The following is a 24,276-nucleotide window of genomic DNA, read 5'->3' as shown; positions in this document are numbered from 1 at the left end:
GGCAATCATGGCAACCCGGGGGCGAAACGATGGCGACACTGATACACGATCTGATCTTCGACGCGGCGCAGCGCGCGCCCCATGCGCCGGCGCTGTCGTGGCAGGGCGAGGAAATCAGCTATGCAGCGCTGGCGCAATCCGTGCGCGATGGCGCAAGCACTTTGCTGACCCTGGGCTTGCAGCGCGGCGCGCGCGTGGCCGTGTACCTGGAAAAACGCCCGGAAAACGTCAGCGCCATGTTTGGCGCGGCGGCTGCCGGCGGCGTGTTCGTGCCCGTCAATCCGCTGCTCAAGCCGGACCAGGTAGCGTATATCCTGGCCGATTGCAACGTGGTCATCCTCGTCACGTCGCGCGAACGCCTGGCGCAGCTGGGCCCCGCGCTGGCCGCCTGCCCGGACTTGCGGACGGTGCTGCTGACGGGCGAACTACCGCCGCAAAGCAGCCTGGACGGCGTACGGCTGCTGCCGTGGAATGGCGTACCCGCGGGCGGCGCGCCCGCGCCCGAACCCCTGTGGCATACGGTGATCGACACGGACATGGCCGCCATCCTGTACACCTCGGGCAGCACGGGGCTGCCGAAAGGCGTGGTGCTGTCGCACCGGAACATGCTGGCGGGCGCGCTCAGCGTGTCGTCCTACCTGCGCAATACGTCGCAAGACCGGATTTTGTGCGTCCTGCCGCTCAGTTTTGACTATGGCCTGAGCCAGCTGACGACGGCGTTTGCCAGCGGCGCCTGCGCCGTGCTGATGAATTACCTGCTGCTGCGCGACATCGTCGAAGCCGTGGAGCAGGAGGCCATCACGGGATTGGCCGCCGTGCCGCCCCTGTGGGTGCAGTTGTCTCAGCTGAGCTGGCCCCTGTCCACGCCCTTGCGCTACATCACCAATTCGGGCGGCGTGATGCAGAGATCCACGCTCGACCGTCTGCGCCATGCGCTACCGCGCACCCAGGTCTACCTGATGTATGGCTTGACGGAAGCGTTCCGCTCCACCTATCTGGCGCCGGAACAGCTGGAGCGGCGTCCCGATTCCATCGGGCAAGCGATTCCCAACGCGGAAGTGCTGGTGCTGCGCCCCGATGGCAGCCTGTGCGACGCCGACGAGCCGGGTGAGCTCGTGCACCGTGGCGCGCTGGTGGCGCTTGGCTACTGGAACGATGCGGCGCGTACGGCCGCGCGCTTCAAGCCGCTGCCGCCGCAGGCTAGCGGCCTGGTGCTGCCGGAACTGGCCGTCTGGTCGGGCGACACCGTGCGCCGCGATGCGGACGGCTATCTGTATTTCGTGGGCCGTAGCGACGACATGATCAAGACGTCCGGCTACCGTGTCAGCCCGGCCGAGATCGAGAAAGTCGCGTATGCGAGCGGGCTCGTGGGGGAGGCTGCCGCGCTGGGCCTGCCCCATGCCGTGCTGGGCCAGGCTATCGCCTTGCTCGTCACGCCCGCGCCGGGCGTCGCATTGCTGCGCGAGAGCGTGCTGGCCGCCTGCCGCGCGCGCCTGCCCAGTTATATGGTGCCGCTGTGGGTGGAAATCCGCGACGGCGTGCTGCCGCGCAATCCGAACGGCAAGATCGACCGTCCCTTGCTGGCCAGGGAACTGGCGCGCGCGGGTGCGGTCCAATCAGGAGACGCGGCATGAATGGTCCCGCCATGAAAGACGCCCATTTGAGCCGCCCCGATAGCGCGGAAAGCCCCGATAGGCTGGAGCTGCCGTCGCACGCGCCCCTGCGCCAGTTCGCCGTTGCGGGTGACATGCTGCACGTTGGCGGCATGCCTTTGCGCCGCCTGGCACAGCGCGTGGGCAGCACACCGTTCTATGCGTATGACCGCGCGCACATCACGCGTCGCGTGGCGGAACTGCGCGCTGTCTTGCCCGCTGGCGTGCACGTGCATTACGCGATGAAGGCCAATCCCATGCCGGCCGTGGTGCAGTGGCTGGCCGGTCTGGTCGATGGCATCGACGTGGCATCGGGCGGCGAACTGTCGACCGCGCTCGATACGACCATGGCGGTCGAACGCATCAGTTTTGCAGGGCCGGGCAAGAGCGATGGGGAACTGGCGCGGGCTGTGGCGGCTGGCGTGCTGATCAACGTGGAATCTGGCGCCCAGCTGGAAAGGGTGGCGCTGGCCAGTGAACGGCTGGGCGTGACGGCCAGAGTGGCCGTGCGCGTGAATCCCGATTTCGCCTTGCGCCGCACGGGCATGCGCATGGGCGGCGGGGCGCAGCCGTTTGGCGTCGATGCGGCCCTGGTGCCCGCGCTGCTGGGCCGCATCGGCCAGCTGGGCCTGGATTTCCACGGCTTTCACCTGTATGCGGGCTCGCAAAACCTGTCGGCGGCGGCCCTGGCTGAAGCGCAGGCGCTCAGCGTGCAACTGGCCCTGCAACTGGCCGACAGCGCGCCGTCGCCCTTGCGTACCCTGAATATCGGCGGCGGCTTTGGCGTGCCATATTTTCCCGGCGAGCAGGCACTCGAGTTGGCGCCCGTGGCGGACGGCCTGCAGCGGCAGCTCGCCATCCTGGCCGAGGCGGCACCCGGGGCGCGCCTGAACCTGGAATTGGGGCGCTATCTGGTGGCCGAGGCCGGTGTTTATGTGTGCAAGGTGATCGAACGCAAGCTGTCGCATGGGCAAGTGTTTCTCGTCACGGATGGGGGTTTGCACCATCATCTGGCCGCTTCCGGCAATTTCGGCCAGCTGATCCGCAAGAATTATCCGGTCGCCATCGGTAGCCGCCTGCAGGGCGGGGCGCGCGAAGTGGCGTCCGTCGTGGGCCCGTTGTGCACACCGCTGGACTTGTTGGCCGACCAGATGGAGATGACGCGCGCCGAGGAGGGCGACCTGGTGGTGGTGTTCCAGTCGGGCGCATATGGCTTGACGGCCAGTCCGACGGCCTTCCTCGGCCATCCTTTGCCGGCCGAGGTGCTCGTATGAGCGGCCTGTGCGGTTGGCTGGCGGCGGCGGGCAGCGTTGCGGCAGCCGATGGCGCGGCGCGGGCCACCTTGGCGAGCATGGCCGCGCCCCTGTCGCGTTTCGATGGCGCTCCCCTGGCCACCAGCGCAAGTGACGTGGGCAGCGTGGCCGTGGCCGCCATCGATGGCAGCCGCCATGTATATCAGCAGGATGGTTTGCAAGTGGCCATCTGGGGGCGGCCCGTGCTCGACGGCTCGGCAGACGACGTGGCGGGCCGCCTCGCATCCCTGTGGCTGAGCCGGGGCGTGGGCGCCTGCGCCTGCCTGTCCGGCCCCTTTTCGCTGGCCATCCTCGATGCTTTTTCCGGCTCGGCCCTGCTGGCCGTGGACCGTGCCGGCATGCATCCGCTCAGCTATGCGAGTAATGCGCAAGGCCTGTTCTTTGCCTCCTCGCACGACGCCTTGCTGGCCCATCCGAGCGTGCGGGGCGCGCTCGATCCCCAAGCCCTGTATCACTATCTGTTCTTCCACATGGTGCCTGGCCCGGCCACGGCTTACCTGGGCCAGCAGCGCTTGCTGCCGGGCGAGTACCTGCATGTGCGGGGCGGCAAGCCATGCAAGGGCCGCTATTGGCAGCTGGCCTTCCAGGAACCAGGCGCGGCGCACGCGCGGGCCAGCTTTGCCGGCAACAAGCAGGAATTCCTGCGCTTGCTGCGCCTGGCCGTGGAAAGCAGCCTGGGGGCGGATGGCGCGGACACCGGCGCATTTCTCAGTGGCGGCACGGACAGTTCCACCCTGGCCGCCATCATGGGCCAGGTGACGGGCCGGCCCGCGCGCACGTATTCCATCGGTTTTGATGCGCCCGGCTATGACGAAATGGCGTATGCGCGCCTGGCCGCCAGTCATGCGGGCAGCATCCACCACGAGCGCTACGTGACACCAAACGACGTGCTGGCCGCGATTCCTGCCATGGCGGCCGTCTTCGACCAGCCTTTCGGCAATGCCTCGGCCATTCCCGCCTTTTACTGCGCGCAGATGGCGCGCGAGGATGGCGTGAGACGTTTGTTGGGCGGCGATGGCGGCGATGAATTGTTTGGCGGCAATGAACGCTATGCGCACCAGGCCTTGCTGTCGCAGTACGGGCGCTTGCCCGTCATGCTGCGCCAGGCCATCATCGAGCCGCTGCTGTTCCGTGTACGCGCGGGCAAGCCGTGGCGACTGGGCGACAAGGCGCGCCGCTACATCGAGCAAGCGAGCCTGCCGTTGCCGGCCCGCCTAGACAGCTATAACCTGCTGCTGCGCCATGGCCATGGCACGGTGCTGGAAGCGGGTTTTATAGACACCATCGTCCCGGGCATGGCACCTGGCTGCGTGAACGTCGCCTATTGGGAGCGGCAAGGCCAGGGCTTGAGCCAGATCAATGAGTTGCTGGCGCTGGACATGCGCTTTACCCTGGCCGACAACGACCTGTTCAAGGTGCGCAAGGCCTGCGAGCTGGCCGGCGTGGAAGCGGCCTTTCCCTTCCTGCACGATGCGATGGTAGCGTTCGCTTCGCGCCTGGCGCCGCGCGACAAGCTCGACGGCAGGCAGTTGCGGCCCTTCTTCAAGCGGGCGCTGGCGGACATCCTGCCGCCGGCCATCGTGCGCAAGAAAAAGCACGGCTTCGGCTTGCCCTTCGGCTTATGGCTGCACAGCCACGCGCCGCTGCGCGAATTTGCCTTTGATAACCTGACGCAGCTGCGGGGGCGCGGCATCGTGCGGCCCGCCTTCATCGACGATTTAAAAGGGCGGCTGCTGGCGGAGCACCCGGCCTATCACGGCACCATGGTGTGGCTGCTGCTGATGCTGGAACAATGGCTCAGCCAGCATCCGGGCGCGCTGGGTGCGCTTGCCGGCGGTTTTGCCGCAAGCGCCACAGAAATGCCAGCCGTCCTCGATCCCACGGCGTAAAGCGGGGCAGCTGCAGCAGATCCAGCCCCGCGCCGGGGCGCGCCACGCCCCAGTCCGTGGCCACGGCCGCTTTGAAACCGAGGTTACGGACCATTGCCACGTGCGGCGCGCCATAGTCGCGCCCGGCCTTGCCGTTCGGATAAGCAAACAGGGTGACGGGCGCCTGGATCAAGTCTTCCAGCTGATGCTTGCCCTTGGCGATGTCCAGCCGCGCCTCCCGCTCCGGCATGGTGGACAGGATAGGGTGGCTCGCCGTGTGCGCGCCCAGGCCCATGCCGGCCCCGTGCAGCTGGCGCAGCTGCGCCGTGCTCAGCATGGCGGGCGGTCCGGGCGTGGCGCCCGCTTGGTGGCGGATGTGCATGGCCAGCTGCTGGCGTTGGGCGAACGGCAGGTACTTGAGCTGCCCGAGCAAGGTGGCGATGGCCGCTTGCCGCTGCGCCAGGCTGGCGACGGACAGGCAGTCCAGACCGAGGCCTCGCAAATCGAGCACGGGACCGGGCGCATGGCGCACGGCATCGATCACCGTGTCGTTCCACATCTGTCCGCCGTCCAGGTAGCCCGTGGCGATAAAAAACGTGGCGTGCAAGCCATGGCGCTGCAGCAGCGGCAGGGCGACTTGCGCATTGTCCGCGTAGCCGTCGTCAAATGTGATGCAGGCGGCGCGCGGCGCCAGGTTGCCATCCTGCAGCCGCTGCACGGCCACGGCCAGGGGCAGCGGCGCATAAAAGCGTTTCAACAGACGCAGCTGGCGCTCGAACAAGCGCGCATCGACTTCGCCGGGAAACAGGGGATCGGGCCGCGCCAGCACGCGGTGGTAAATCAAAATGCTCAGGCTGGCCGTCATGGCTGCTCCGCGATGGCGGCCCGGGCCTTGGCCTGGCGGGCGGTGGCGTCGGGGGTGAGGATGGGTGCCTGCTGCTCGACGATGATGCGCGTGGCGATCAGGGCGGCCATCAGGTAATACGGCATGTCGAAATACAGCAGGCTGAGGAAGGCGCCGCCCACGGCAAAGCCGATCAGGCTGGCCTGGCTCATGGTGGCCAGGCCGTGTGCCCAGCGCAGTTCCGGCTTGCCCCGCGTGCGGCGGATGATGGCGGCAGCTGTGCGCCAGGTGGCGACGCCCAACGCCAGGTAAATGAACAAGCCGACGAAGCCGTGTTCGCCCAGCGCCTGGAAGTAGATGCTGTGCGCGGCATGCACGTCCATGGGGTTGGGCGCGTAGCGGGCAAAGATGGCGGCGTCGGATACATCGAAGCCACCTCCAGGAAAACGGTCGCGCGCCAGGTTCCAGGCCATGCGCCAGGCATTCAGGCGGCCCATGGCGGACACGTCATCCTGATACGTGTTGATGGTGTCCATGCGTTCGGCCCAGCGCTCGGGCATGAAAGCCAGCAGCAGAGGAGCGACTGCACCGAGCAGCGCGCCCAGCACCAGCTTGCGGTCGCTTTTCAGCCACATGAACAAGCCCATGGCGGCAATGGCCAGCAGGCCACCGCGTGAGTACGAGCCCAGCGCGGCCAGCGCCGACAGCAGCATCGCCGCCGACAAGCCGTGGCGCACCCAGCGCTTGCCCGTGTTTTGCTGCAAATAATACATGAGGGGAATGATGATGATCAGGGCCAGGGCCAGCGCATTGTTATCCCCGATAAACGTTTCTTCCGGCCCCCAGACCCGTTCCGTACCGCCGCTGCGGAGGGTGAAGATACCGCCTTTCACGCCGTAATAGCCGATGGAGCCCACCAGCACCCACACGAGGCGCACGATGTCCCGCCGCGTGCGTATCACCATCATGATCACAAAGCTCATCAGCATGATCTTCATGACCTTGTTCCACTGCACCCACGACGCGTCGGGCAGCAGGGCGAACGGCGCCGTGACATTCATCCACCCGACGAACAGCAGCAGCAGCACGCTGACGGGCGTGAGCGGCAGGCTTTTCGGCGAGCGCGTCATCATCAGGCTGAGCATGGTGGCGATGGCGATGATGAAGGCGAATGGCAAATGGGTGGCAAAGCCCCACGCTTGCGTGTGGGGATTCATCACGCTGACCCAGACCCACATCAGGCCGCCGATGGCCGGTGACTTCAGGATGAAGGGCAGCGAACCCAGAATGATGATGGTAATCAGTATGTCGCGCATGAATGGGGACGCTCCTGTTTTTGCCCGGCTTGGCAAGGTCTTGATGCCTGTCAACGGGCTGGCGGGCAAGCTCGGTAGACTGGATTAAACCTGTTCAGCGCTGCTGAAACTGCGGATCAGTTTTGTCATGGTAAGACCAGGGAGGCATGTCCTTGTTGACCGTTCTCATGGCGACCTACAATGGCGCCGGCACCTTGCCCCAGGTATTGCGCGCCTACATGGCGCTGCGCCCGCCCGTGGGTGGCTGGCGCCTGATCATCGCCGACAATGGCAGCACGGACGCGACGGCGCAGGTGATCGCCGCCTTCTGCGGGCGCTTGCCCTTGAGTTCGGTCTACGTGGCGCGGCGCGGCCGCAGTCCCGCCCTGAACGGGGCCGTCGAGCACGCCTTGCGCCAGGGCGGCGATGGCAGCGAGCTGTTCGTCTTTGGCGACGACGACGCCATGCCCGCGCCCGACTGGCTGTGCCGCTTGCAGGACAGCGCGCGTGATCACCCCGGCTATGCCCTGTTTGGCGGCGCCATCGTGCCCGCCTGGCGGGAGCCACCGGCGGACTGGCTGCTGCGCCTGACTCCTGTCGGTTTGACATGGGGCATCACCAGCCCCGACCTGCGCGACGCGCCCGTCTATCCGGGCCTGGTGTGGGGCGCCAACATGGCGATTCGCCGCCGCATCTTCGAGGCGGGCGCCCGCTATGACGAAAGCATCGGCCCGCAAGGGAGCAATTACGCCATGGGCAGTGAAACCCGCCTCAACCTGGAGATGCATGCGGCCGGCAACCCTTCCTGGTTCTGTCCGCTGGCCAGAGTGGCGCACATCATCCGCGCCGCGCAAGTGCAGCGCCACTGGATACTGCGCCGCGCCATGCTGTTCGGACGGGGCCAGTGCCGGCTGGCGACCTTTGCGCCCAGCGTGGAGCTGCTTGGCGTGCCCCGCTGGATGCTGGGCAGATACCTGCGCGATTCCCTCGGCGCCGCGCGGGCCTGGCTGCGGCGCGACCGCGCCGACCTGTTCCTGCGCCAGTGGGAACGTGCCTGGCTGCGGGGCTTCTTCCATGAAGCGTGGCGGGGGCGACGCAAGCGGCTGCCGCGCATCGTCATCAGCAGTTATTCGGGCGAACTGGGCGGCATGGAGCTGCGCATGGCGCAAGAGGCGAAAGTACTGGGTGCGAGCGGCTATGACAGCGTGCTGGCGCTGCGCCGCTTTCCCGGTTTTCAAGCCTGGGTGCGGGGCTTGCGCGCGCAGCATCTGCAGGTGTGCGTGTATGAACCGCCCTTGTTTCTCGAACACTGGGCGTGGCGCCGCTGGAATCAGCTGCGCGCCAGGGTCTCGGGCGCCTGGCGGCTGCGGCGGCTGCGGCCCGACCTCGTCCACGTGGCGTTTTGCTGGACCAGTTATGGCGCTTCCATCCTCTGGCTGGCCCGGCAATGCCGTTTGCCGGCCGTGATCAGCGTGCACAATGCCTTTCCTCTGGAAGCCTTCAGCGACTGGCAGCGGCCCCGCTTGCAGGAAGCATTCCACAGCGTCAAAGGCGTATATGCCGTGTCGGACTCGGCCATGCGTCACTTCCTCGACCTGTACCGCGACATGCTGCCGCCGCAAACGCGGCTGGCCGTCATTCCCAATGGCGTCGATACGGACACTTTTATTGTCTCGCCCGAACGGAAAGTGCTGGCGCGCAAGCAACTCGGGCTGCCGCCCGATGCTCTGGTGCTCGGTTGCGTGGCCAGATTATCTACGCAAAAGCGTCCGCAAGCGCTGCTGGCCCTGTTCGCCCGCCTGGCGCCGCAGTTTCCCCAGTTACATCTGGTGCTGGTGGGCACGGGGCCGCTGGAAGCCATGTTGCGGCGGCAGGTGCAACAGACGGGCGTGCAGGAGCGCGTGGTGTTTGCCGGCTTCCAGCAGCGCATCGAGTTGCTGATGCCTGCCTTCGACCTGCATGTGCTGCTGAGTAAAAATGAAGGCTTTGGCATCGCCACCATCGAAGCCATGGCCTGCGGCGTGCCGGCCGTGGGGACGGATGTGCCGGGCACCCACGATATCCTGCACGATAGCGCAGGGGGGCTGCTGCTGCCGCTCGACGACGATAACGCCGCCTGCGCGGCCATCGCAAAGCTGCTGCTGGATGCCCCCCGGCGCGCCCGCATGGGACGGCTGGCGCGCGAGGAAACCGTGCAGCGCTACTCGATGCCACGCCTGGAACGCCAGTTGCGCCAGTTCTATGCAGGCCTCGTGTAGACGCGGGCGGCCCGCATGAGTGCCACCCGCCATTCGTTTTTCTTTTCCTTCGCCGAAAAATATACGGTGCTGCTGCTGGGCATCATCGCCACCATGGTGCTGTCGCGCCTGCTTACGCCGGCCGAGGTGGGCGTGTATTCGCTGGGCGCCGTGCTGGTGGCGCTGGCGCAAGTGGTGCGCGATTTCGGGGTAGGGCAATACCTGATCCAGGAAAAGCAGCTCGATACCGCGAAACTGCGGGCCGCGCTGGCGACCAGCCTGCTCGTTGCCTGGCTGCTGGCGGGCCTGGTGCTGCTGGCCAGCGCGCCGCTGGCGCAGTTCTATGGCGAACCCCGGCTGACCCTCGTGCTGCGCCTACTGTCGGTCAATTTCCTCTTGATACCGTTGAGTGCCTTGACACTCCCCATGCTGCGCCGGCAATTGCGTTTTCGCGCCATCTACGCCATCAACGCGGCCAATAGCGTGGTCAACCTGCTGGTGGCCGTGCTGCTGGCGCTGCATGGCTACAGTTACATGAGCATGGTGTGGGCGGCGTTGGCCGGTTCCTGGGCTTCGCTGCTGGTGAGCCTGCTGGTGCGGCCTGGCGAGCTGCCGTGGCTGCCGGGCCGGCGCGGCATGGGTGCCATCGCCCGTTTTGGCGCGTATGCGACGGGTGGCAGCCTGGTCGACGAGGCTGGGGTGGCGGCGCCGGACCTCATCATTGGCAAGCTGATCGGCATTGAAAGCCTGGCCCTGTTCGGCAAGGCGCAAAGCGTGCTCAATCTCTTTAACCAGGCCATTACCAGCGCCATTTCTCCCGTGGTGTTTCCCCTGTTTGCGGCCCGTGCTCGCGGAGAAGGGGGGCAGGGCGGGGCGGAAATCGTGTATTTGCGCACGATCAGCTACATGACGTCACTGGCCTGGCCCTTCTTTTTCTTCCTTGCCTGCATGGCTTTGCCCCTGGTCAAGGTGTTGTATGGCACGCAATGGCTAGCCTGTGTGCCCTTGATCCGCATCATGTGCCTGTCTTCGGCCGTGTATAGCATGTTCAGCATGGCCCGTTATCTGTTGGTGGCGACGGGCCAGTTGCCTGCACAGGTGCGGCTCGATGCCTGCGCTGGCGTAATCAAAGTGGCGCTGCTGCTGGCCGCGGCGCCGTTCGGCCTGGTGGCGGTGGCCTGGGCCGTGGTGCTCGGCAATGTGCTGCGCAGCTGCCTGGTGTATGGCTGCCTGCGGCGCTTGAGCGCTCTGGACTGGCGCATTTTGGCGCGGGCCGTGCGCAAAAGCCTGCTGTTATGCGGCATCAGCGGCATGGCGCCCGTCGCTGCGCTGCTGTGGCTGCCGCTTGATACACCGGCGTTGCTGGCGCTGACGGGCACTGCGCTGCTCTCCTTGCTGTGCTGGCTGGCCGGTCTTTTCCTGTTGAAGCATGAGCTTGCCGGCGAATTCCTGTTGTTGCAGCGTCAGCTGCTTGGCCGTTGGCTGGCTGTCAAATCACGGCACTGAGCCGTTGACAGTGGCGCGGGCGCACGAAAGGATGACCATGCGTGTTGGTATCTTGTCCTACCCGATGCTGTTCCAGCGCGACGGCGGCTTGCAGTTACAGGTACGTGAAACCATTGCCGCACTGAAGCTGCTGCCCCAGCGGGCGGCGCGCACGCTTGACGTGCAACTGGTCGACGCCAACCACCAGCGGCTGGCCGATTTCGACGTGCTGCACGTGTTTTCAGCCAGCAATGGCACTTACCGCATCATGGAAACGGCCAGCGAGCAAGGTGTGCCCGTGGTGCTGTCCCCCTTGCTGTCGCCGGGCTGGAGCCGTGCCAGTGCCTGGCGCGCGCGGCTGGCCGACCGGTTGGCCGGGCGCCTGACGGCATGGATGGTGCAAACGAGCTATGCACAGACGCGGCGCGCCTTGCAGCTGGCCGACGTGGTGATCGCGCTGGGCGAGGCCGAGCGCGACGCCATCGTGCAAGGTTTCGGCATGCAGGACGACGCCATTCGCGTCTTGCCGAATGGGATCAACCCGCATTTCTTCACGGCGAATGGCGATTTTTTTCTGCGCGAAACGGGTATCGCCGGGCCATTCGTGTTAATGGTGGCCAGCATTTCACCGTACAAGAATCAGCTTGGGCTGGCCCAGGCGCTGGTCGGGGCCGGCTTGCCCCTGGTGCTGATCGGCGCGGTGCCCCGCGAACAGCAAGTGTATCTGCAGCAGTTGCTGGATTTGCCGCATGTCAGATGGCTGGGCGCGCTCGATCACGCCGACCCGCTGCTGGCCAGCGCCTACCATGCGGCGGCTGTGGCAGCCTTGCCCAGCCAGGGCGAAGTGTTTCCCTTGAGCGTGCTCGAAGCGCTGGCGACCGGCACACCCGTTGTCATGACGGCGCAAAGCGCGCTGGACCTGCCCGATTCTGCGTTCGCGCTGCGCAAGGTGGCCTGGAACGATGGCCCCGCGCAGCGCCAGGCCATCCTCGCATTGCTGGCGCTGCCGCCCGAGCGCTGCCGCGTGCGGGCGCTGGTGGAACGTTTTACGTGGGAAAGGGTGGCGGCCCGGATTGCCGATTGTTACTACCAGGTCCAGTCCTTGCCTGCCAGGAGGCAACATGCTGTTTAATTCCTTTGCCTTCCTGTTCGCTTATCTACCCATCGTGCTGGCCGGCTATTTTCTGCTGGACCGCCGGGCGTCCTGCGCCAGTTGGCGCCTGGCGCCAGCCGTGTGGCTGGCGCTCGCCTCGCTGTTTTTCTATGCATGGTGGGACGTGCGCTATCTGCCGCTGCTGCTGGTCTCCATTTGCGTCAATTATGGTGCCGGGCGCTTGCTGGGGGCCAGCGCGGGCGCGGCCCGCAAGCGTGTGCTGGTGGCGGCCCTGGCGCTGAACCTGGGTTTGCTTGCGTACTACAAATATGCAAATTTCTTCATCGATAGCGTGAACGCCATCGCCGAGCTTGCTGGTGCTCGTGCTGGCGCTGGCAGCCTGCCGTGGCCTGGCCTGGCCATCATCCTGCCGATCGGCATCTCGTTCTTTACTTTCACGCAGATCGCCTTTCTCGTCGATTGCTACCGGGGCGAGGTGCGCGAGTACCATTTCATTCATTACGTGCTGTTCGTCAGCTATTTCCCCCATTTGATCGCCGGCCCCGTGCTGCATCACCGCGACATGATGCCGCAGTTTGCCGACCCGGCCAATGCCCATCCGCGCGCCGCCAATTTCGCCATCGGCCTGTCGATTTTCACCATCGGACTGGCAAAAAAGGTGCTGATCGCCGACAATCTGTCGCCGCTGGCCATCCCTGTCTTTGCGGCCGGTGCCACACCCGCTCTGATCGAAGCGTGGATCGGCGTGCTGGCCTATACTTTCCAGCTGTATTTCGACTTTTCCGGCTATTCGGACATGGCCATTGGCCTGTCGCGCCTGTTTGGCGTGAAATTGCCGCTGAACTTCAACTCGCCGTACAAGGCGGCCAATATCGCCGACTTCTGGCGCCGCTGGCACATGACACTGTCGCGTTTCCTGCGCGACTATCTGTACATTCCCCTGGGCGGTAGCCGGTGTGGTGTCGCCATGCGCTACCGCAACCTGATGCTGACCATGCTGCTGGGCGGACTGTGGCATGGCGCCGGCTGGACCTTCGTCATCTGGGGCGGCTTGCACGGCCTGTACCTGGTGTTGCAGCAGGCATGGCAGCGGGTCTTTGGCGCGGCCCGGTCTCGTTGCTGGCCGGCCATCCTGACCTTTCTTGCCGTGATGCTGGCCTGGATATTTTTCCGCGCGCCCGATGTGGCCACGGCCTGGGATATCGCGGGCGCCCTGGTGGGGGCGAACGGCGTGAGCCTGCCGCGCGGCCTGGTGAGTCACGCGGCCAGCCTGGCGCAGTGGGGATTGCATCCGGCCTTCGACGGCATCCGCTGGATCGAACTGGCGGGACCGGGCTTGCCCGTGCTGCTGTGCGCCATGCTGCTCGCTTTCAAGGCACCCAATACGCAAGAAATTTTCTTTCTCTACGAGCCTGCCATTGAAAGAATATTTCAACCCGCAGGACGCTGGGCCTTCAGTTGGCGGCCCACGCGCCGCTGGAGCGTGGGTTGTGCCGGGTTGTTCGTCGCCTGCATCTTTGGCATGAACCGGGTCACCGAATTTCTCTACTTCCAGTTCTGAGCATGGATACCAACGCCCGCCATTACCTCGCCATCTTCCTTGCCTGCGTGCTGGCCGCGCTGGTCCTCGTTTCCGCCGTGAATTACCGTGTCGATCCCTACTTGCTGCACCAGTGGGACACGCCCCTGGTGCAGCGCCTGCGTCCCACGTCTGAAAAGCTGGCCGTGTGGGGCAAGACGTATGCCGTGGCGCGCTACCGGCCCGCCGTCGTCTACATCGGCAATTCGCGCACGGAAATGGGCTTGCCGACGAGCAGCATGCGTACTTTATTCGCGGGCAAGAGTGTCTTCAACAGCGCCGTGTCGGGTGCCTCCATCGGCGACGCCATCTTGCTGGCCGAGCACGCGGCCAGGGTCAGCCATGTCGACACCATGGTCTGGGGCATCGACGCGCCCTCGTTTTCCCTGGAGCTGGGTTCGGCCGGGGTGGAACCGGGCCTGACGGAGGGCGGCCCCGCGTTTTTCGCGCGGCGCGCCTTGCTCAACATCAAGCGCGGCCTGAGCCTGGACATGACGCGCGACACCTGGCGCATCCTTAGCGGCAGCTACGACGGCGCCTGCCTGTCCAGCCTGGCCCTGCATGGCCAGCGCGACCAGGCTTGCATCACCAGCCGCAATCACGGCTGGGCCGGCACGGCGCGCGCGTTCACGCCACGCCTGCAGGAATTCGGCGACGGCCTGGGTCCGACGGCGCCCGCGCTGCAAGCTTTCGATACAAGCGTCGGCAAGCTGTGCCGGGGCGGCACGCGCTTGCGCCTGTACATCAATCCCACGCATGCGCTCACGCTCGACGCCCTGTACTGGCGCGGCAAGTGGGACGCCATGCAGCAGTGGCAGCGCGACCTGGCGTGGATGGCCGGGCGCTATCGGCGCCAGGGCTGTGACGTGCGTCTGTACGATTTTTCAGGTTTCAACAGCATCACCAGCGAGCCGATCCCGCAGGTGACGGGGGCGCGCGCGATGCGCTATTACTGGGAAGCGTCGCACTACCGCGACAATGTGGGCCGCTACATCCTGGCGCGCCTGTTCGGCGGCGCGCCACAGCCGCCGGCGGACTTTGGCGTGGAGCTGACGGAAACCGGCATCGCCGCCCACCAGGCGGCCATGCGCGCCGCGCGCGAGCGCTACCATGCGCAACATGCGGACGAGACAGCGTACCTGCGCCATGCCTTGACCTTGCCCCGCGAGCCCAAATAGGCGGAAGCCGGTGCCAGGCGTACGCCGTGGGGCAGGGCGCTTGCGTTATGATAATGTTTTGCCATTCAGCAAGTTCCAGGACTCCCCATGAAAATCGCCTTCTTTGCCAGCCAACCCTACGACCGCCGCTTCTTTGACGAAGCCTTGCCGTCCCAGCCCGACTCTGCCGGCATCGAACTGGTCTTCCACAGCGCCTTGCTGAGCGAGGAAACCGTGGTCCTGGCGCAAGGCGTGGACGCCGTCTGCGTCTTCGTCAACGACGTGCTCGACGCGCAAGTGCTGGAATCCCTGCACGGCTACGGCGTGCGCGCCATCCTGCTGCGCTGCGCCGGCTACAACAACCTCGACCTGGAAGCGGCGAAGCGCCTGGGCTTTTTTGTCGCCCGCGTGCCCGCGTATTCGCCGGAAGCCGTGGCCGAATACACGCTGGCCCTGGTGCAGACCCTGAACCGCCACACGCACCGCGCCTACGCCCGCGTGCGCGAAGGCAATTTCTCGCTCGATGGCTTGCTGGGTGCCACCTTGCATGGCAAGACAGTGGGTATCGTCGGCACGGGCAAGATCGGCCTGGCCACGGCGCGCATTTTCAAGGGTTTCGGCTGTAAGGTCCTGGGCCACGACCCGTATCCGGCGCCCGCGTTCGCAGAACTGGGCACAATGGTGGAATTGCCGCAGTTGCTGGCCGAATCCGACATCGTTTCCCTGCATTGCCCCTTGATGGAAAGCACGCGCCACATGATCAGCGAAGCAACGTTGCCGCTGATGAAGAAGGGCGCCATGCTGGTGAACACCTCGCGTGGCGGCCTGATCGACACGGGCGCCGTCATCGAAGCGCTGAAATCGCGCCAACTGGGTTCCCTGGCCATCGACGTGTACGAGCAGGAGAGCAATCTGTTCTTCCAGGACCGTTCGTCCGACATCATCGACGACGACATCTTCCAGCGCCTGATGACGTTCCCGAACGTGCTGGTGACGGGCCACCAGGGCTTCTTCACGATCGAAGCGCTGCGCGAGATCGCCGCCATCACCTATCACAACCTGCAATGCTTCCTGCAGGGCAAAGTTTGCGAAAACAGCGTATTAGCTGGCTGAAGCCGGTTTTCTGGGCTTGGGCGGCGGCTTGGGTTTGGGCAGCGGCAAGGCGTCCGCCGTGCGCCGCGCCAGCTGGCTCAGCCAGTCGCGCTCGTCCCATAGCCCGCCATCGATCAAAAAGTATGGCTTGGCTTGCGGGTAGGGCGGCGCTTCCTGCAGCGTGCCTTGCGCGCTGATCCAGGCGCGGCCTGCGTCCGTCGGCTTGATGAACAGCTGGTCGTCGGCGACGATGGCGAACATCTTGCCGTCGCAATACAGGCCATATTCGCCAAACATTTTTTTCGCATGGATGTTGCCTGCGCCCGCCAGCTGGTCGAGCAAAAAATCCACCGTGCCTTGCTGTGATGCCATGTTGTCCTCCATTTGAGCGGCCAGTGTAGCGCAAGCTATTTAGCCCAGCGGCCTTTTTCGGCGGCGCTCTGGCCAGCGGGCGGCCGGCGCGGCTACACTATCGCCATTATTTATTGAGCACTGTTTATTTTTCCATGACTCCCCACCTGATCACTCACCGCGGCATTTCCATCGCCACCCTCGCATCGACCCAGGACGTGGCAGACCACTGCGCGCCGGGCCAGACAGCCATCCGCGAGCAGGGCGACGGCTGGTGGCTGTATTTTGTCGACGAACACGGCACGGTCGACGGCTATGACAGCCCGTTCGCCAGCTACGCCGAGGCGCTGTGGGCGGCCAAGGCCGCGGCCGAGTTCAGCGCGCAATGAAGGCCAGTCCATGGGCTTTCCTGGGTTTGCGGCAAGCGCCAGTGCCGGAAGCGGAAAGCGCGGACTACGGCGCCTGCCGCGCCGAGCTGCACGGCAAGCGGCTGGTCTTGCGCGTGGCGAAAACCACGCCGACGAAAACCGGCCAGTTCGTCACCGTCTGGAAGCGCCCCCATCCCGATGCCGAGATCGCCCCGCTGGATGAAGCGGACCCCGTCGATGTCGTCATCATCGCCGTGGGCGACGGGGCGCAGCACGGCTTCTTTGTCTTTTCCCGCGCCGTGCTCCTGGAACGGGGCGTGATGTCGCGCGCGTGCAGCGGCGGCAAGCGCGCGCTGCGCGTCTATCCGCCGTGGTGCGCGCCCGCATCCATCCAGGCCCAGCGCACCCAGCGCTGGCAGGTCGAGTGTTTTGTAGCGGCCGGGGATCAGCAAGGGCTGGAGCAACTATGCAGGAGCGGAAAGGTTCAGGGTGAATTTTGATTTTTTCGATCGTTGCCCCAAAAGATGTCGTGCGCAACTCTTTCGGCAGCTCATCAATATTATGTCGCATACCAAGTCCTAAAGTTATCGAAACGCTTGATCCTTTCAATGGGGAAGGTAAGCGTCGCCAAAAAAAGAAAGTCGTGTCGATGCAAATTTCAATGAATGACGTGATCACTGAGCAGGAAGTTATTGACATCTACAAGGCCAATAACTGGTCGTCTGCAGAAAAACCAAAAGAACTGATGGCCGCGCTGCGCAATTCCCACAGCCTGGTTACGGCCCGCGCAGCTGGAAAGTTAATTGGCATCGGCAATGCCATTTCCGATTGATATCTGGTTGTCTATTTCCCGCATATGCTCGTCGATCCGATGTCGCAAGGACTAGGTGTCGGCAGAAGGATGATGGCTGCCATGCTTGAAAAATATGCGGGGTTTCACCAGCAAATGCTGACAGCAGACGGCAAGGCCATCGACTTCTACAAGTCCGTGGGTTTCGTTCGCGCCGGGAAAACAGAGCCCATGTGGATCTATGCAGGCGACGAGCACTGAAACTGACCATGTTGGAAATACCAAAGCTAATAGAGCCCGTCTTTCGAGAAGCAGGCTGGAAGGGACCGAAGAGCCAAGCACCTCTAGGCAGGCCTCCAGCGTCTGCCTATGCCATCGCCAATCAAATAGTTGATGAGTTCGGAGGTTTGACTGTAGGTACCTGTGGCTTAGGAACAGAAATGGCATCGAGCGACGTGCGCTTCTACGAGTGTCCTCGTTGCGGTTTGTTTCAAGCTTGGGCAGAACAAATTGGTGAGGTTGTCGCATTTGCCTCGGCCCACCATGACCACATGATCTTGTCTGTCGGCACTGATGGGACATTTTATGTATTTACCGATCCTGACGGTCAGCTATACCAAGGGCCGCAGAATTTCGGAGAGCTGATGCGTCGTTTGCTTTGGGGCTTTTCCTACGGTTCCACAATGTCAAAAGACGCGTACCAGTTCTAAGATCGCACCGTTCGCCGCTGATTAAAAAGACCGACTTTGCCTGCGGGTAGGGTAGCGCCTCCTGTGGGCGCCGAGTTTTGCTGACCAAACCCATTGCGCGCCTGGGCAAACGGCCATCCGGGAACAGGGGCGAATGTAATGCTTTGATTCTGCACTCCTTTAGTGATTTTACATAATATAAATTATGCGAAGTTATGTATAGATCTGAGAAAAGCCCCATTTTGCCAATTCCCCAATCGCAAATGCGATTTTATCCCTCTGCGCGCAGCTACCGTTGCTGTGCGCCTTCGCTTGAACTAGCTACATGAAATACGGCTTGTCCCCGTCTGTGTTCGGTTTGTTCACACCCAGGTTGGCGTGCCGGTGCAAGTCTGGTGCGTCGATGATGCTGGCGATCAGGTCTGCCACGCTCCTGCGCGATACTACGGTGCCTTTGAATGGCGCGTGGCGCGTCGTCAGTTCGTAGTCGACTTCGTCTTCATTTCCACTTTCATCATGGCACGGTGCCATGATGAAAGTTACAGGCTTTCTCTGACGAAAGAAACACGGCGCGCTTATAAAAAAGAGATGGCCCCGTGAAGCGTGCCGGCCCATCGCCTTGTCTCGTGGTAAATTGCCGCCCGTGACAAATCTTTCATTGCCTGCGATATCAATCAAATCGGCAATAAAATCAGTCTCTTGCCGACTATTTTGAATGAAAAGTCTCAACATTGAGTTTCGATGATCAGGAGACCCGCATGACACAGGCACATCCACGTACCGTGCTCTTATCGCAGTCCCGCCGCTGTCTGTCCCTTGCCGGCGCGCTGGCCATCGCGGCCGCTTTGTCTGCCTGTGCCAGTAAGCCCGGCCCTTGGCCTGCACGCGCCCTGCCGCCGTCTGCTGCCGTGTCGGTCGATGCCACGCAGTTTCTACCCAGGAAGCAACTGGTCGACTGGCAAGTCGACCTCGATGAGCGCCGCCTGCGTGCCACGGGATCGCCGCGGCATGAAGCGTATATCGACGCCCTGCATGAACGCCTGGCGCGCGCCGGTGTCAAACAGCTGCGCTACGAGCCGTTCAGTTTCCGGCAATGGTCTGTGGAAGCGGAAAACTGGGGTCTGGACGTGGTCTACGACGACAGATCTGGCGTGCTGCCCTCGGCTGGCTATATCCCGTATTCGGGCGTGACGCCGGCGTCCGGCATTACGGGACGCGTCGTCTATCTGGCGCCAGGGGCCCGGCCCGATGCCAGTCTGGCGGGCAAGTTGGTGCTCGTCGAGATGCCAAAAGTGGCGTGGACAGGCCAGGTTTTCCAGCAATCCGCCGTCCACATTCACGATCCGGACCACGCCGTGGGGCCGGACACGCCATATGTGCGCCCGTTCCAGATGCTGGGGCCATTCATCGCCTTGCTGGACAGCTTGCAGGAGGCCGGTGCGGCGGGCGTGATCGTCACTCTCGATACGCCGTCCAAGATGGCGGATGGCTTGTATGCGCCCCACGACGGCGTAGTGCGCCAGTTGCCTGGCGTGTTTATTGACCGCGAACTGGGCAAGCGCCTGCGCGAAAGAGTGCTGGCAGGCACGGCCCCAGTCTTGCGGCTGACCATGGCTGCCACCGTGCGGCAGGTGCAGACGCGCAACCTGGTCGGCATCATCCCCGGCGAATCCGGGGAATTGATGGTGCTGGCTAGCCACACGGATGGCCCGAACGGGCTGGATGACAATGGGGCGAACGCCATCGTCGACATGGCCCAGTACCTGACGCGCTTGCCGCAGAACAGCCTGCCGCGCAGCGTCATGCTGCTGTTGACGAGTGGCCATTTCGCGGGCGGCGTGGGTATCGAGCAGTTTTTCAAGCGCCACCAAGACGATGGATTGACGCAGCGCATGGCCGCGATACTGGCCATCGAGCACCTGGGCGCGCTGGAAGTGCTGCCCGACAGCAATGGTTATTTGCATCCCACTGGCAGGTCCGAGCCGGCCGCCTTGTTTTCGCCGCGCACACCCGCCTTGATGGATGCGTCCTACGCCATGCTGAAACATGCCAACGCAGCACCCGCGTTCGTGCTGCCGTCGATCCAGCCCGGCCCGAAGCACGCCGCCTGGCTTGGCGAAGGCCGGTATTTCCAGGTGGCGCTGCCCATTCCCACGCTTCATTACATGGCGCAACCGTATTATTTGCTCAGCCATGGCATCGACACCACGACCCAGCTGGATTACCGACTGATGCAGCGCCAGACCGTGGCCTTGACGCAGATGCTGCTGGACCTGTCGCGCGTGCCGTCTGCCGATTTGCGCAAGGAAACGGCGCCGTAACTGCCGCAAGACCTTGCCTGGCGTCCTCCTCCCTTCCCCGCCCTGCTCCCGGCACCATTCCGGACACCATACCAGCGCACTGGAAAACAGGCACTGGTATGGCCCGCATAGCCCATCTCCTGGGGTAATGCCACAACTGGTATTGTGATATTGCGCAAAAGACGAAACCAGTTGACTACCAGCTACTGTGCTTGCACTCTGAAAAATCGGACGGTGTCCAGCCGCCCGGCCATGAAAAAATACACAAGGAGATGCGATGAACCGGACAGTCATGAATACCCTCATCCTTACCCTCTTCGGGGGGACGTTGGCCGCCTGCGGCGGTGGCAGCGGCGACGGGTCCAGCGGGGGCGCGAGCCAGCTGCTGGCCGCCTCGACGGAAGCAGTCGCCTGCTTTACGCCGTGGAACAGCGGCACCGCCTACAACGGCGGTGGCAAGGCCAGCTACAATAACGTGAACTACACAGCCAATTGGTGGACGCAAGGCAATAACCCGTCGACCAGCAGCGGCGGCGCCGGTAGCGGCCAGCCCTGGACGGCGGTGGGAGACTGCGGCACGCCGACTCCTACCCCTACTCCAACGCCGACTCCTACCCCGACACCAACGCCTACTCCGACACCAACGCCAACGCCAACGCCAACGCCTACTCCGACACCAACCCCGACTCCAACACCCACGCCTACCCCCAACGGCCTGGCGAAACACGCGCTGATCGGCTACTGGCACAACTTTACCAACCCCAGCGGCGCCACCTACCCGATCAGCCAGGTCAGCGATGACTGGGATGTGATCGTCGTCTCGTTTGGCGACAATGCGGGCGGCGGCAATGTCAGCCTGACCATCGATCCGGGCGCGGGCACGGAAGCGCAGTTCATCGCCGACGTGGCGGCCAAGCGTGCCAAGGGCAAGAAAGTCATCCTGTCGCTGGGCGGGCAGAACGGCTCCGTTTCCGTCGGCAACACGGCCGAAGCGACGAATTTCACCAACAGCCTGTACGCCATCATCACGAAATATGGCTTCGACGGCATCGACCTGGACCTGGAAAACGGCGTGGCGCAAGGCGCGGCCATTCAGACCTATTTGCCAATTGCCGTGAAAAACCTGAAAACCAAGGTCGGCAGCAGCTTTTATCTGTCGATGGCGCCGGAATGGGTGTATGTGGAAGGCGGATATACGAGCTATGGCAGCATCTGGGGCGCCTACATTCCCATCATCAACGCCTTGCGTTCCGAGTTGACGGTGCTGCACCCGCAGTACTACAACAATGGCGACATCTACACGCCGTATGCGACGGGCGCCATCAAGGCTGGCTCGGCCGACCAACTGGTGGCCACGGCGCGTATGCTGATCGAAGGATTCAACTATGGCGGCAACACCTTCGCTGGCCTGCGTCCTGACCAGGTGGGCTTCGGCGTGCCATCGGGACGCAGCTCGGCGGGCTCGGGATTTACCACCAACGCCGACGTCAGCAATGCCCTCAATTGCCTGACGCGCCTGCTCAACTGCGGCACCATCAAGCCGCTGCAGGCGTATCCGGACTTCCGCGGCGTGATGACGTGGTCGATCAACTGGGACCGCCACGATGGCTATAACTTCTCCGTGCCGACGAAGACTGTGCTGAAGACCTTGCCGTAAGCTGCATTAGCCACGGTCGAGCAGCAGCAGGTCGTCCAGGGAAAGTCGTTCCAGGTGTTCGAACAGGAACTGGCGCTCGCCGCGTTCGTGGACGGAGGCGGCGAGCATCAGCTCAGGCCCCCTGCAAGAACAGGCCGAACAGGCCGAATAGGATTTTATCCATGAGAACTGGTACTGGGAGCACTGATTTTTTTTAACAGACGCAACTGGGAAAAAATGACAATAAATCGCGCCACAGCCGCAAAAGTCTTGGAATGGTAAGCGATCCGTGCATTCCTATTTAAATGTAATTGCAAATTTATATATAAAAATTACTAAAAAACCGTGTTAATCCTATCAGGCCGCCATACGATTAAGCGAAGTAACTAATACCACCACCAAGCATAATCAGCTCCCCTCAGCAATATCACCATTCAGGGCATCGCCCGAAGTTGCATTACCGCGATCTCCACCGGATACCATTATTACTTCACCCATAATCAATATTTGCATATTTAATCCTGTTTGGTCAACGATCACTTCTGCGGGCCGGCGCAGGGCGTCACCTGCGCCCCGGACACCGTGCTTCACGCCCGCCGCTATTGCGGGCCGCGCGGCTTTGCCCTATTCTGCTGCTTTTATGGCAATTCCTGGGGCCGTCACATTCATGTTTACACTGCGCTCCGCCATTGATGGCCTGCGAATCTGCCTGTCCGCGCGACGCTTGTGCGTGGCCGGGCTTGCTGCGCTATTCGAATTCTCCCTGTTTTCCCTGTCCTGGGAAGATCCGCTATGGTATCTGGCCATGGCGGTCTTCCTGCCGGCGCTGGCGGCGCTGCTGGCGTATGGCCTGTTCGAGCGCTGGCCGCGCCGCTTGCCCGGCAGGCTGTCCCACTGGGTGTTGCAGGTGGTGGGCGTGGCGCTGGCGATCGTGCTGACCCTGGCCAGCTTGTATCTGTTCAATACCAAGCCCGGTGCGCCGCCGTTCTGGCAAGTGCCGGAGCGCTTGCAGAGTTATGTCGCGCTCGCTTTCCTGGGACTGTTGCTTGGCCCATGGACGGCGATGGCCGCCCTGCTGCGCCAGCGCGACGCCCGCGTGCGCGAAGCCGAGCGCAGGCGCGGCGAGCTGGAACGCCAGGCCCGCGATGCGCGCGTGTGGCTGCTGCAGGCTCAGGTCCAGCCACATTTCCTGTTCAATACGCTGGCCAGCCTGCAAGCCCTGCTTGATGCGGGATCCAGCCATGCGGCGCCAGTCCTGGCGCACCTGGTCACGTATCTGCGGGCCGCCGTGCCGCGCCTGAGCGAAGCGGCCACCCGCCTGGAACAGGAACTGGAGATGGTGCGCGCCTACCTGGTACTGATGCAGATGCGCATGCCTGACCGCCTGCAGTTCGGCATAGCCGTTGCGCCTGGCTGCGAGAGACTGCAGTGTCCGCCCATGACCCTGATGACGCTAGTCGAGAATGCGGTGCGCCATGGCATCGATCCCTGCATGAATGGGGGGCGTATCGATGTACGCATCGGCGAGGTGAATGGCCGTTGCCATATCGAGGTCAGCGATACCGGAGCGGGCCTGCAAGCGGGCAGCCCCGGCCTCGGCACGGGACTTGGCAGCCTGCGCGAGCGCCTGGCGCTGATGTTTGGCGGCGAAGCGGCCTTGCGCATCAGCGAACTTGCCCCTCACGGTTTCCGTGTTTCCATAGAATGCCCCGCATGGCCATGACATTGACCGCCCTGATTGCCGACGATGAACCCTTGCTGCGCGCCAGCCTGCGGCGCCAGCTGGCCGAGTGCTGGCCGGAGCTGCTGGTCGTGGCCGAAGCGCGCAACGGACCGGAGGCGCTCGCGCTGTTCGAACGGCACCGGCCGGCGGTCTGCTTCCTCGATGTGCACATGCCGGGCCTGTCCGGCGTCGACGTGGCAAGCCAGATCGGCGACCGCGCCCACCTGGTCTTTGTCACCGCTTACGACCAGTATGCGCTGCGCGCCTTCGAGCAGGGTGTGCTCGACTATCTGGTCAAGCCGGTGCAGCTGGCCCGCCTGGCCGCTACCGTGACGCGCTTGCGCGAGCGCCTGGCGGCCATCCAGCCCGGCGCCGCCAGCGAGTCGCTGTTGCGGCAACTGGCGGCGTACCTGCAGGCCGCCCCCGCGCCGGTGCCTGCACCAGCTGCGCTGCGCTGGCTGCGCGCAAGCGTGGGCCCGGCCGTGCGGCTGATACCGGTCGATGATGTCGATTACCTGAAGTCCGACGATAAGTACACGCTGGTTGCCTGGCGCGACGGCGGCAAGCCCGCCGAAGCGCTGCTGCGTCATTCCCTCAAGGAATTGCTGGTGCAGCTCGATCCAGCGCAGTTCCAGCAAATCCACCGGGCCGTGGTGGTCAATCTGCATGCCATCCGCCAAGTCGTGCGCGGCGCTCACGAGACGGCCGAAGTGACCTTGAAGCACCGGCCGGAAGTGCTGCCGGTCAGCCGCACCTTCCTCCACCTGTTCAAGGCGGAATAGT

At 63.9% G+C, this 24,276-nt stretch carries 22 protein-coding genes; 18 read left to right on the top strand and 4 right to left on the bottom strand.

Going from position 1 to position 24,276, the window contains the following annotated elements; genetic code table 11:
- Nucleotides 1-29 precede the first annotated feature (29 nt).
- From ACQ4WZ_RS09440 to ACQ4WZ_RS09430, 3 genes are read left to right on the top strand one after another with little or no spacing between them, the layout of a single operon-like run.
- The gene (locus ACQ4WZ_RS09440; protein WP_436573220.1) at nt 30-1,634 is read left to right on the top strand and encodes an acyl-CoA ligase (AMP-forming), exosortase A system-associated; all 1,605 of its coding nucleotides are present in this window, start codon (nt 30-32) and stop codon (nt 1,632-1,634) included.
- 11 nt (nt 1,635-1,645) lie between these two features.
- Nucleotides 1,646-2,926, top strand: a complete 1,281-nt coding sequence (locus ACQ4WZ_RS09435; protein WP_436573875.1) for a pyridoxal-dependent decarboxylase, exosortase A system-associated — start codon at nt 1,646-1,648, stop codon at nt 2,924-2,926.
- Nucleotides 2,923-4,854 carry an asparagine synthetase B family protein gene (locus ACQ4WZ_RS09430; RefSeq protein ID WP_436573219.1) on the top strand — a complete coding sequence of 644 codons (1,932 nt, stop codon included), beginning with the start codon at nt 2,923-2,925 and terminating at the stop codon, nt 4,852-4,854. Before ACQ4WZ_RS09435 ends, ACQ4WZ_RS09430 begins: the two co-directional genes overlap by 4 nt.
- On the opposite strand, the gene ACQ4WZ_RS09425 is transcribed toward ACQ4WZ_RS09430, so the two are convergent.
- Nucleotides 4,763-5,698, bottom strand: a complete 936-nt coding sequence (locus tag ACQ4WZ_RS09425; protein ID WP_436573218.1) for a polysaccharide deacetylase family protein — start codon at nt 5,696-5,698, stop codon at nt 4,763-4,765. The two genes, ACQ4WZ_RS09430 and ACQ4WZ_RS09425, sit on opposite strands and share 92 nt — an antisense overlap.
- Nucleotides 5,695-6,993, bottom strand: coding sequence for a putative O-glycosylation ligase, exosortase A system-associated (locus ACQ4WZ_RS09420; RefSeq protein ID WP_101481225.1), 1,299 nt, complete (start codon nt 6,991-6,993; stop codon nt 5,695-5,697). Before ACQ4WZ_RS09420 ends, ACQ4WZ_RS09425 begins: the two co-directional genes overlap by 4 nt.
- 146 nt (nt 6,994-7,139) lie before the next feature.
- Here ACQ4WZ_RS09420 and ACQ4WZ_RS09415 point away from each other — a divergent pair, with 146 nt between their 5' ends.
- The 6 genes from ACQ4WZ_RS09415 (at nt 7,140) to ACQ4WZ_RS09390 (ending at nt 15,657) form a co-directional block, all read left to right on the top strand.
- Complete coding sequence (locus tag ACQ4WZ_RS09415) at nt 7,140-9,230, top strand: glycosyltransferase (protein ID WP_436573217.1); 2,091 nt, start codon at nt 7,140-7,142, stop codon at nt 9,228-9,230.
- 15 nt (nt 9,231-9,245) lie between these two features.
- A complete protein-coding gene (locus ACQ4WZ_RS09410; protein WP_436573216.1) occupies nt 9,246-10,715 on the top strand; it encodes a lipopolysaccharide biosynthesis protein in 1,470 nt (489 codons plus the stop codon).
- 37 nt (nt 10,716-10,752) lie between these two features.
- The gene (locus ACQ4WZ_RS09405; RefSeq protein WP_436573215.1) at nt 10,753-11,826 is read left to right on the top strand and encodes a glycosyltransferase family 4 protein; all 1,074 of its coding nucleotides are present in this window, start codon (nt 10,753-10,755) and stop codon (nt 11,824-11,826) included.
- Nucleotides 11,816-13,369: an MBOAT family O-acyltransferase gene (locus ACQ4WZ_RS09400; RefSeq protein ID WP_436573214.1), complete on the top strand. Its 1,554-nt coding sequence runs from the start codon at nt 11,816-11,818 to the stop codon at nt 13,367-13,369. The genes ACQ4WZ_RS09405 and ACQ4WZ_RS09400 overlap by 11 nt, the downstream gene beginning before the upstream one ends.
- Before the next feature lie 2 nt (nt 13,370-13,371).
- Nucleotides 13,372-14,565, top strand: a complete 1,194-nt coding sequence (locus tag ACQ4WZ_RS09395; protein WP_436573213.1) for a hypothetical protein — start codon at nt 13,372-13,374, stop codon at nt 14,563-14,565.
- An 87-nt stretch (nt 14,566-14,652) separates the two neighbouring features.
- Complete coding sequence (locus ACQ4WZ_RS09390) at nt 14,653-15,657, top strand: 2-hydroxyacid dehydrogenase (protein ID WP_101481231.1); 1,005 nt, start codon at nt 14,653-14,655, stop codon at nt 15,655-15,657.
- On the opposite strand, the gene ACQ4WZ_RS09385 is transcribed toward ACQ4WZ_RS09390, so the two are convergent.
- Nucleotides 15,646-16,008, bottom strand: a complete 363-nt coding sequence (locus ACQ4WZ_RS09385) for a TfoX/Sxy family protein (protein ID WP_133991564.1) — start codon at nt 16,006-16,008, stop codon at nt 15,646-15,648. The two genes, ACQ4WZ_RS09390 and ACQ4WZ_RS09385, sit on opposite strands and share 12 nt — an antisense overlap.
- A 134-nt stretch (nt 16,009-16,142) precedes the next feature.
- Between ACQ4WZ_RS09385 and ACQ4WZ_RS09380 the strand changes: the two genes are divergently transcribed.
- Genes ACQ4WZ_RS09380 through ACQ4WZ_RS09360 form a run of 5 tightly spaced genes read left to right on the top strand, consistent with a single transcriptional unit; the run spans nt 16,143 to nt 17,855 of the window.
- Complete coding sequence (locus ACQ4WZ_RS09380) at nt 16,143-16,376, top strand: hypothetical protein (protein WP_101481232.1); 234 nt, start codon at nt 16,143-16,145, stop codon at nt 16,374-16,376.
- On the top strand, nt 16,373-16,855 hold the full coding sequence (locus tag ACQ4WZ_RS09375) for a MepB family protein (protein WP_133991562.1): 483 nt from the start codon (nt 16,373-16,375) through the stop codon (nt 16,853-16,855). The genes ACQ4WZ_RS09380 and ACQ4WZ_RS09375 overlap by 4 nt, the downstream gene beginning before the upstream one ends.
- Complete coding sequence (locus ACQ4WZ_RS09370) at nt 16,852-17,187, top strand: hypothetical protein (RefSeq protein ID WP_436573212.1); 336 nt, start codon at nt 16,852-16,854, stop codon at nt 17,185-17,187. Before ACQ4WZ_RS09375 ends, ACQ4WZ_RS09370 begins: the two co-directional genes overlap by 4 nt.
- A 24-nt stretch (nt 17,188-17,211) precedes the next feature.
- Entirely contained in the window at nt 17,212-17,406 is a 195-nt protein-coding gene (locus ACQ4WZ_RS09365; protein ID WP_436573211.1) for a GNAT family N-acetyltransferase, read from the top strand.
- A gap of 8 nt (nt 17,407-17,414) precedes the next feature.
- Entirely contained in the window at nt 17,415-17,855 is a 441-nt protein-coding gene (locus ACQ4WZ_RS09360) for an SUKH-3 domain-containing protein (protein WP_133991560.1), read from the top strand.
- Between the two features lie 300 nt (nt 17,856-18,155).
- On the opposite strand, the gene ACQ4WZ_RS09355 is transcribed toward ACQ4WZ_RS09360, so the two are convergent.
- Nucleotides 18,156-18,566: a Rossmann-fold NAD(P)-binding domain-containing protein gene (locus ACQ4WZ_RS09355; RefSeq protein WP_436573210.1), complete on the bottom strand. Its 411-nt coding sequence runs from the start codon at nt 18,564-18,566 to the stop codon at nt 18,156-18,158.
- Between the two features lie 26 nt (nt 18,567-18,592).
- On the opposite strand from ACQ4WZ_RS09355, the gene ACQ4WZ_RS09350 reads away from it, so the two are divergent.
- The 4 genes from ACQ4WZ_RS09350 (at nt 18,593) to ACQ4WZ_RS09335 (ending at nt 24,275) form a co-directional block, all read left to right on the top strand.
- The gene (locus ACQ4WZ_RS09350; protein WP_436573209.1) at nt 18,593-20,155 is read left to right on the top strand and encodes a PA domain-containing protein; all 1,563 of its coding nucleotides are present in this window, start codon (nt 18,593-18,595) and stop codon (nt 20,153-20,155) included.
- Between the two features lie 271 nt (nt 20,156-20,426).
- The gene (locus tag ACQ4WZ_RS09345; RefSeq protein ID WP_436573208.1) at nt 20,427-21,791 is read left to right on the top strand and encodes a chitinase; all 1,365 of its coding nucleotides are present in this window, start codon (nt 20,427-20,429) and stop codon (nt 21,789-21,791) included.
- A gap of 646 nt (nt 21,792-22,437) precedes the next feature.
- A complete protein-coding gene (locus tag ACQ4WZ_RS09340) occupies nt 22,438-23,493 on the top strand; it encodes a sensor histidine kinase (protein WP_133991556.1) in 1,056 nt (351 codons plus the stop codon).
- On the top strand, nt 23,490-24,275 hold the full coding sequence (locus ACQ4WZ_RS09335; protein ID WP_436573207.1) for a LytR/AlgR family response regulator transcription factor: 786 nt from the start codon (nt 23,490-23,492) through the stop codon (nt 24,273-24,275). The genes ACQ4WZ_RS09340 and ACQ4WZ_RS09335 overlap by 4 nt, the downstream gene beginning before the upstream one ends.
- Nucleotide 24,276: the final 1 nt, after the last annotated feature.

The organism is Janthinobacterium darwini (genome assembly GCF_051380905.1).
Lineage (GTDB): Bacteria > Pseudomonadota > Gammaproteobacteria > Burkholderiales > Burkholderiaceae_D > Janthinobacterium.
The sequence above is the reverse complement of the archived record's forward strand: the minus strand, read 5'-3'. Positions and strand labels throughout refer to the sequence as shown.

What these genes read in the sequence shown, in the direction of transcription:
- ACQ4WZ_RS09350 (WP_436573209.1), top strand. Translation starts at nt 18,593, where the DNA reads ATGACACAGGCACATCCACGTACCGTGCTCTTATCGCAGTCCCGCCGC.
- ACQ4WZ_RS09440 (WP_436573220.1), top strand. Translation starts at nt 30, where the DNA reads ATGGCGACACTGATACACGATCTGATCTTCGACGCGGCGCAGCGCGCG.
- ACQ4WZ_RS09405 (WP_436573215.1), top strand. Translation starts at nt 10,753, where the DNA reads ATGCGTGTTGGTATCTTGTCCTACCCGATGCTGTTCCAGCGCGACGGC.
- ACQ4WZ_RS09360 (WP_133991560.1), top strand. Translation starts at nt 17,415, where the DNA reads ATGTTGGAAATACCAAAGCTAATAGAGCCCGTCTTTCGAGAAGCAGGC.
- ACQ4WZ_RS09355 (WP_436573210.1), bottom strand. Translation starts at nt 18,566, where the DNA reads ATGTTGAGACTTTTCATTCAAAATAGTCGGCAAGAGACTGATTTTATT.
- ACQ4WZ_RS09410 (WP_436573216.1), top strand. Translation starts at nt 9,246, where the DNA reads ATGAGTGCCACCCGCCATTCGTTTTTCTTTTCCTTCGCCGAAAAATAT.
- ACQ4WZ_RS09415 (WP_436573217.1), top strand. Translation starts at nt 7,140, where the DNA reads ATGTCCTTGTTGACCGTTCTCATGGCGACCTACAATGGCGCCGGCACC.
- ACQ4WZ_RS09400 (WP_436573214.1), top strand. Translation starts at nt 11,816, where the DNA reads ATGCTGTTTAATTCCTTTGCCTTCCTGTTCGCTTATCTACCCATCGTG.
- ACQ4WZ_RS09395 (WP_436573213.1), top strand. Translation starts at nt 13,372, where the DNA reads ATGGATACCAACGCCCGCCATTACCTCGCCATCTTCCTTGCCTGCGTG.
- ACQ4WZ_RS09340 (WP_133991556.1), top strand. Translation starts at nt 22,438, where the DNA reads ATGTTTACACTGCGCTCCGCCATTGATGGCCTGCGAATCTGCCTGTCC.
- ACQ4WZ_RS09425 (WP_436573218.1), bottom strand. Translation starts at nt 5,698, where the DNA reads ATGACGGCCAGCCTGAGCATTTTGATTTACCACCGCGTGCTGGCGCGG.
- ACQ4WZ_RS09390 (WP_101481231.1), top strand. Translation starts at nt 14,653, where the DNA reads ATGAAAATCGCCTTCTTTGCCAGCCAACCCTACGACCGCCGCTTCTTT.
- ACQ4WZ_RS09385 (WP_133991564.1), bottom strand. Translation starts at nt 16,008, where the DNA reads ATGGCATCACAGCAAGGCACGGTGGATTTTTTGCTCGACCAGCTGGCG.
- ACQ4WZ_RS09435 (WP_436573875.1), top strand. Translation starts at nt 1,646, where the DNA reads ATGAAAGACGCCCATTTGAGCCGCCCCGATAGCGCGGAAAGCCCCGAT.
- ACQ4WZ_RS09380 (WP_101481232.1), top strand. Translation starts at nt 16,143, where the DNA reads ATGACTCCCCACCTGATCACTCACCGCGGCATTTCCATCGCCACCCTC.
- ACQ4WZ_RS09375 (WP_133991562.1), top strand. Translation starts at nt 16,373, where the DNA reads ATGAAGGCCAGTCCATGGGCTTTCCTGGGTTTGCGGCAAGCGCCAGTG.
- ACQ4WZ_RS09345 (WP_436573208.1), top strand. Translation starts at nt 20,427, where the DNA reads ATGAATACCCTCATCCTTACCCTCTTCGGGGGGACGTTGGCCGCCTGC.
- ACQ4WZ_RS09420 (WP_101481225.1), bottom strand. Translation starts at nt 6,993, where the DNA reads ATGCGCGACATACTGATTACCATCATCATTCTGGGTTCGCTGCCCTTC.
- ACQ4WZ_RS09430 (WP_436573219.1), top strand. Translation starts at nt 2,923, where the DNA reads ATGAGCGGCCTGTGCGGTTGGCTGGCGGCGGCGGGCAGCGTTGCGGCA.
- ACQ4WZ_RS09365 (WP_436573211.1), top strand. Translation starts at nt 17,212, where the DNA reads ATGCTCGTCGATCCGATGTCGCAAGGACTAGGTGTCGGCAGAAGGATG.
- ACQ4WZ_RS09335 (WP_436573207.1), top strand. Translation starts at nt 23,490, where the DNA reads ATGACATTGACCGCCCTGATTGCCGACGATGAACCCTTGCTGCGCGCC.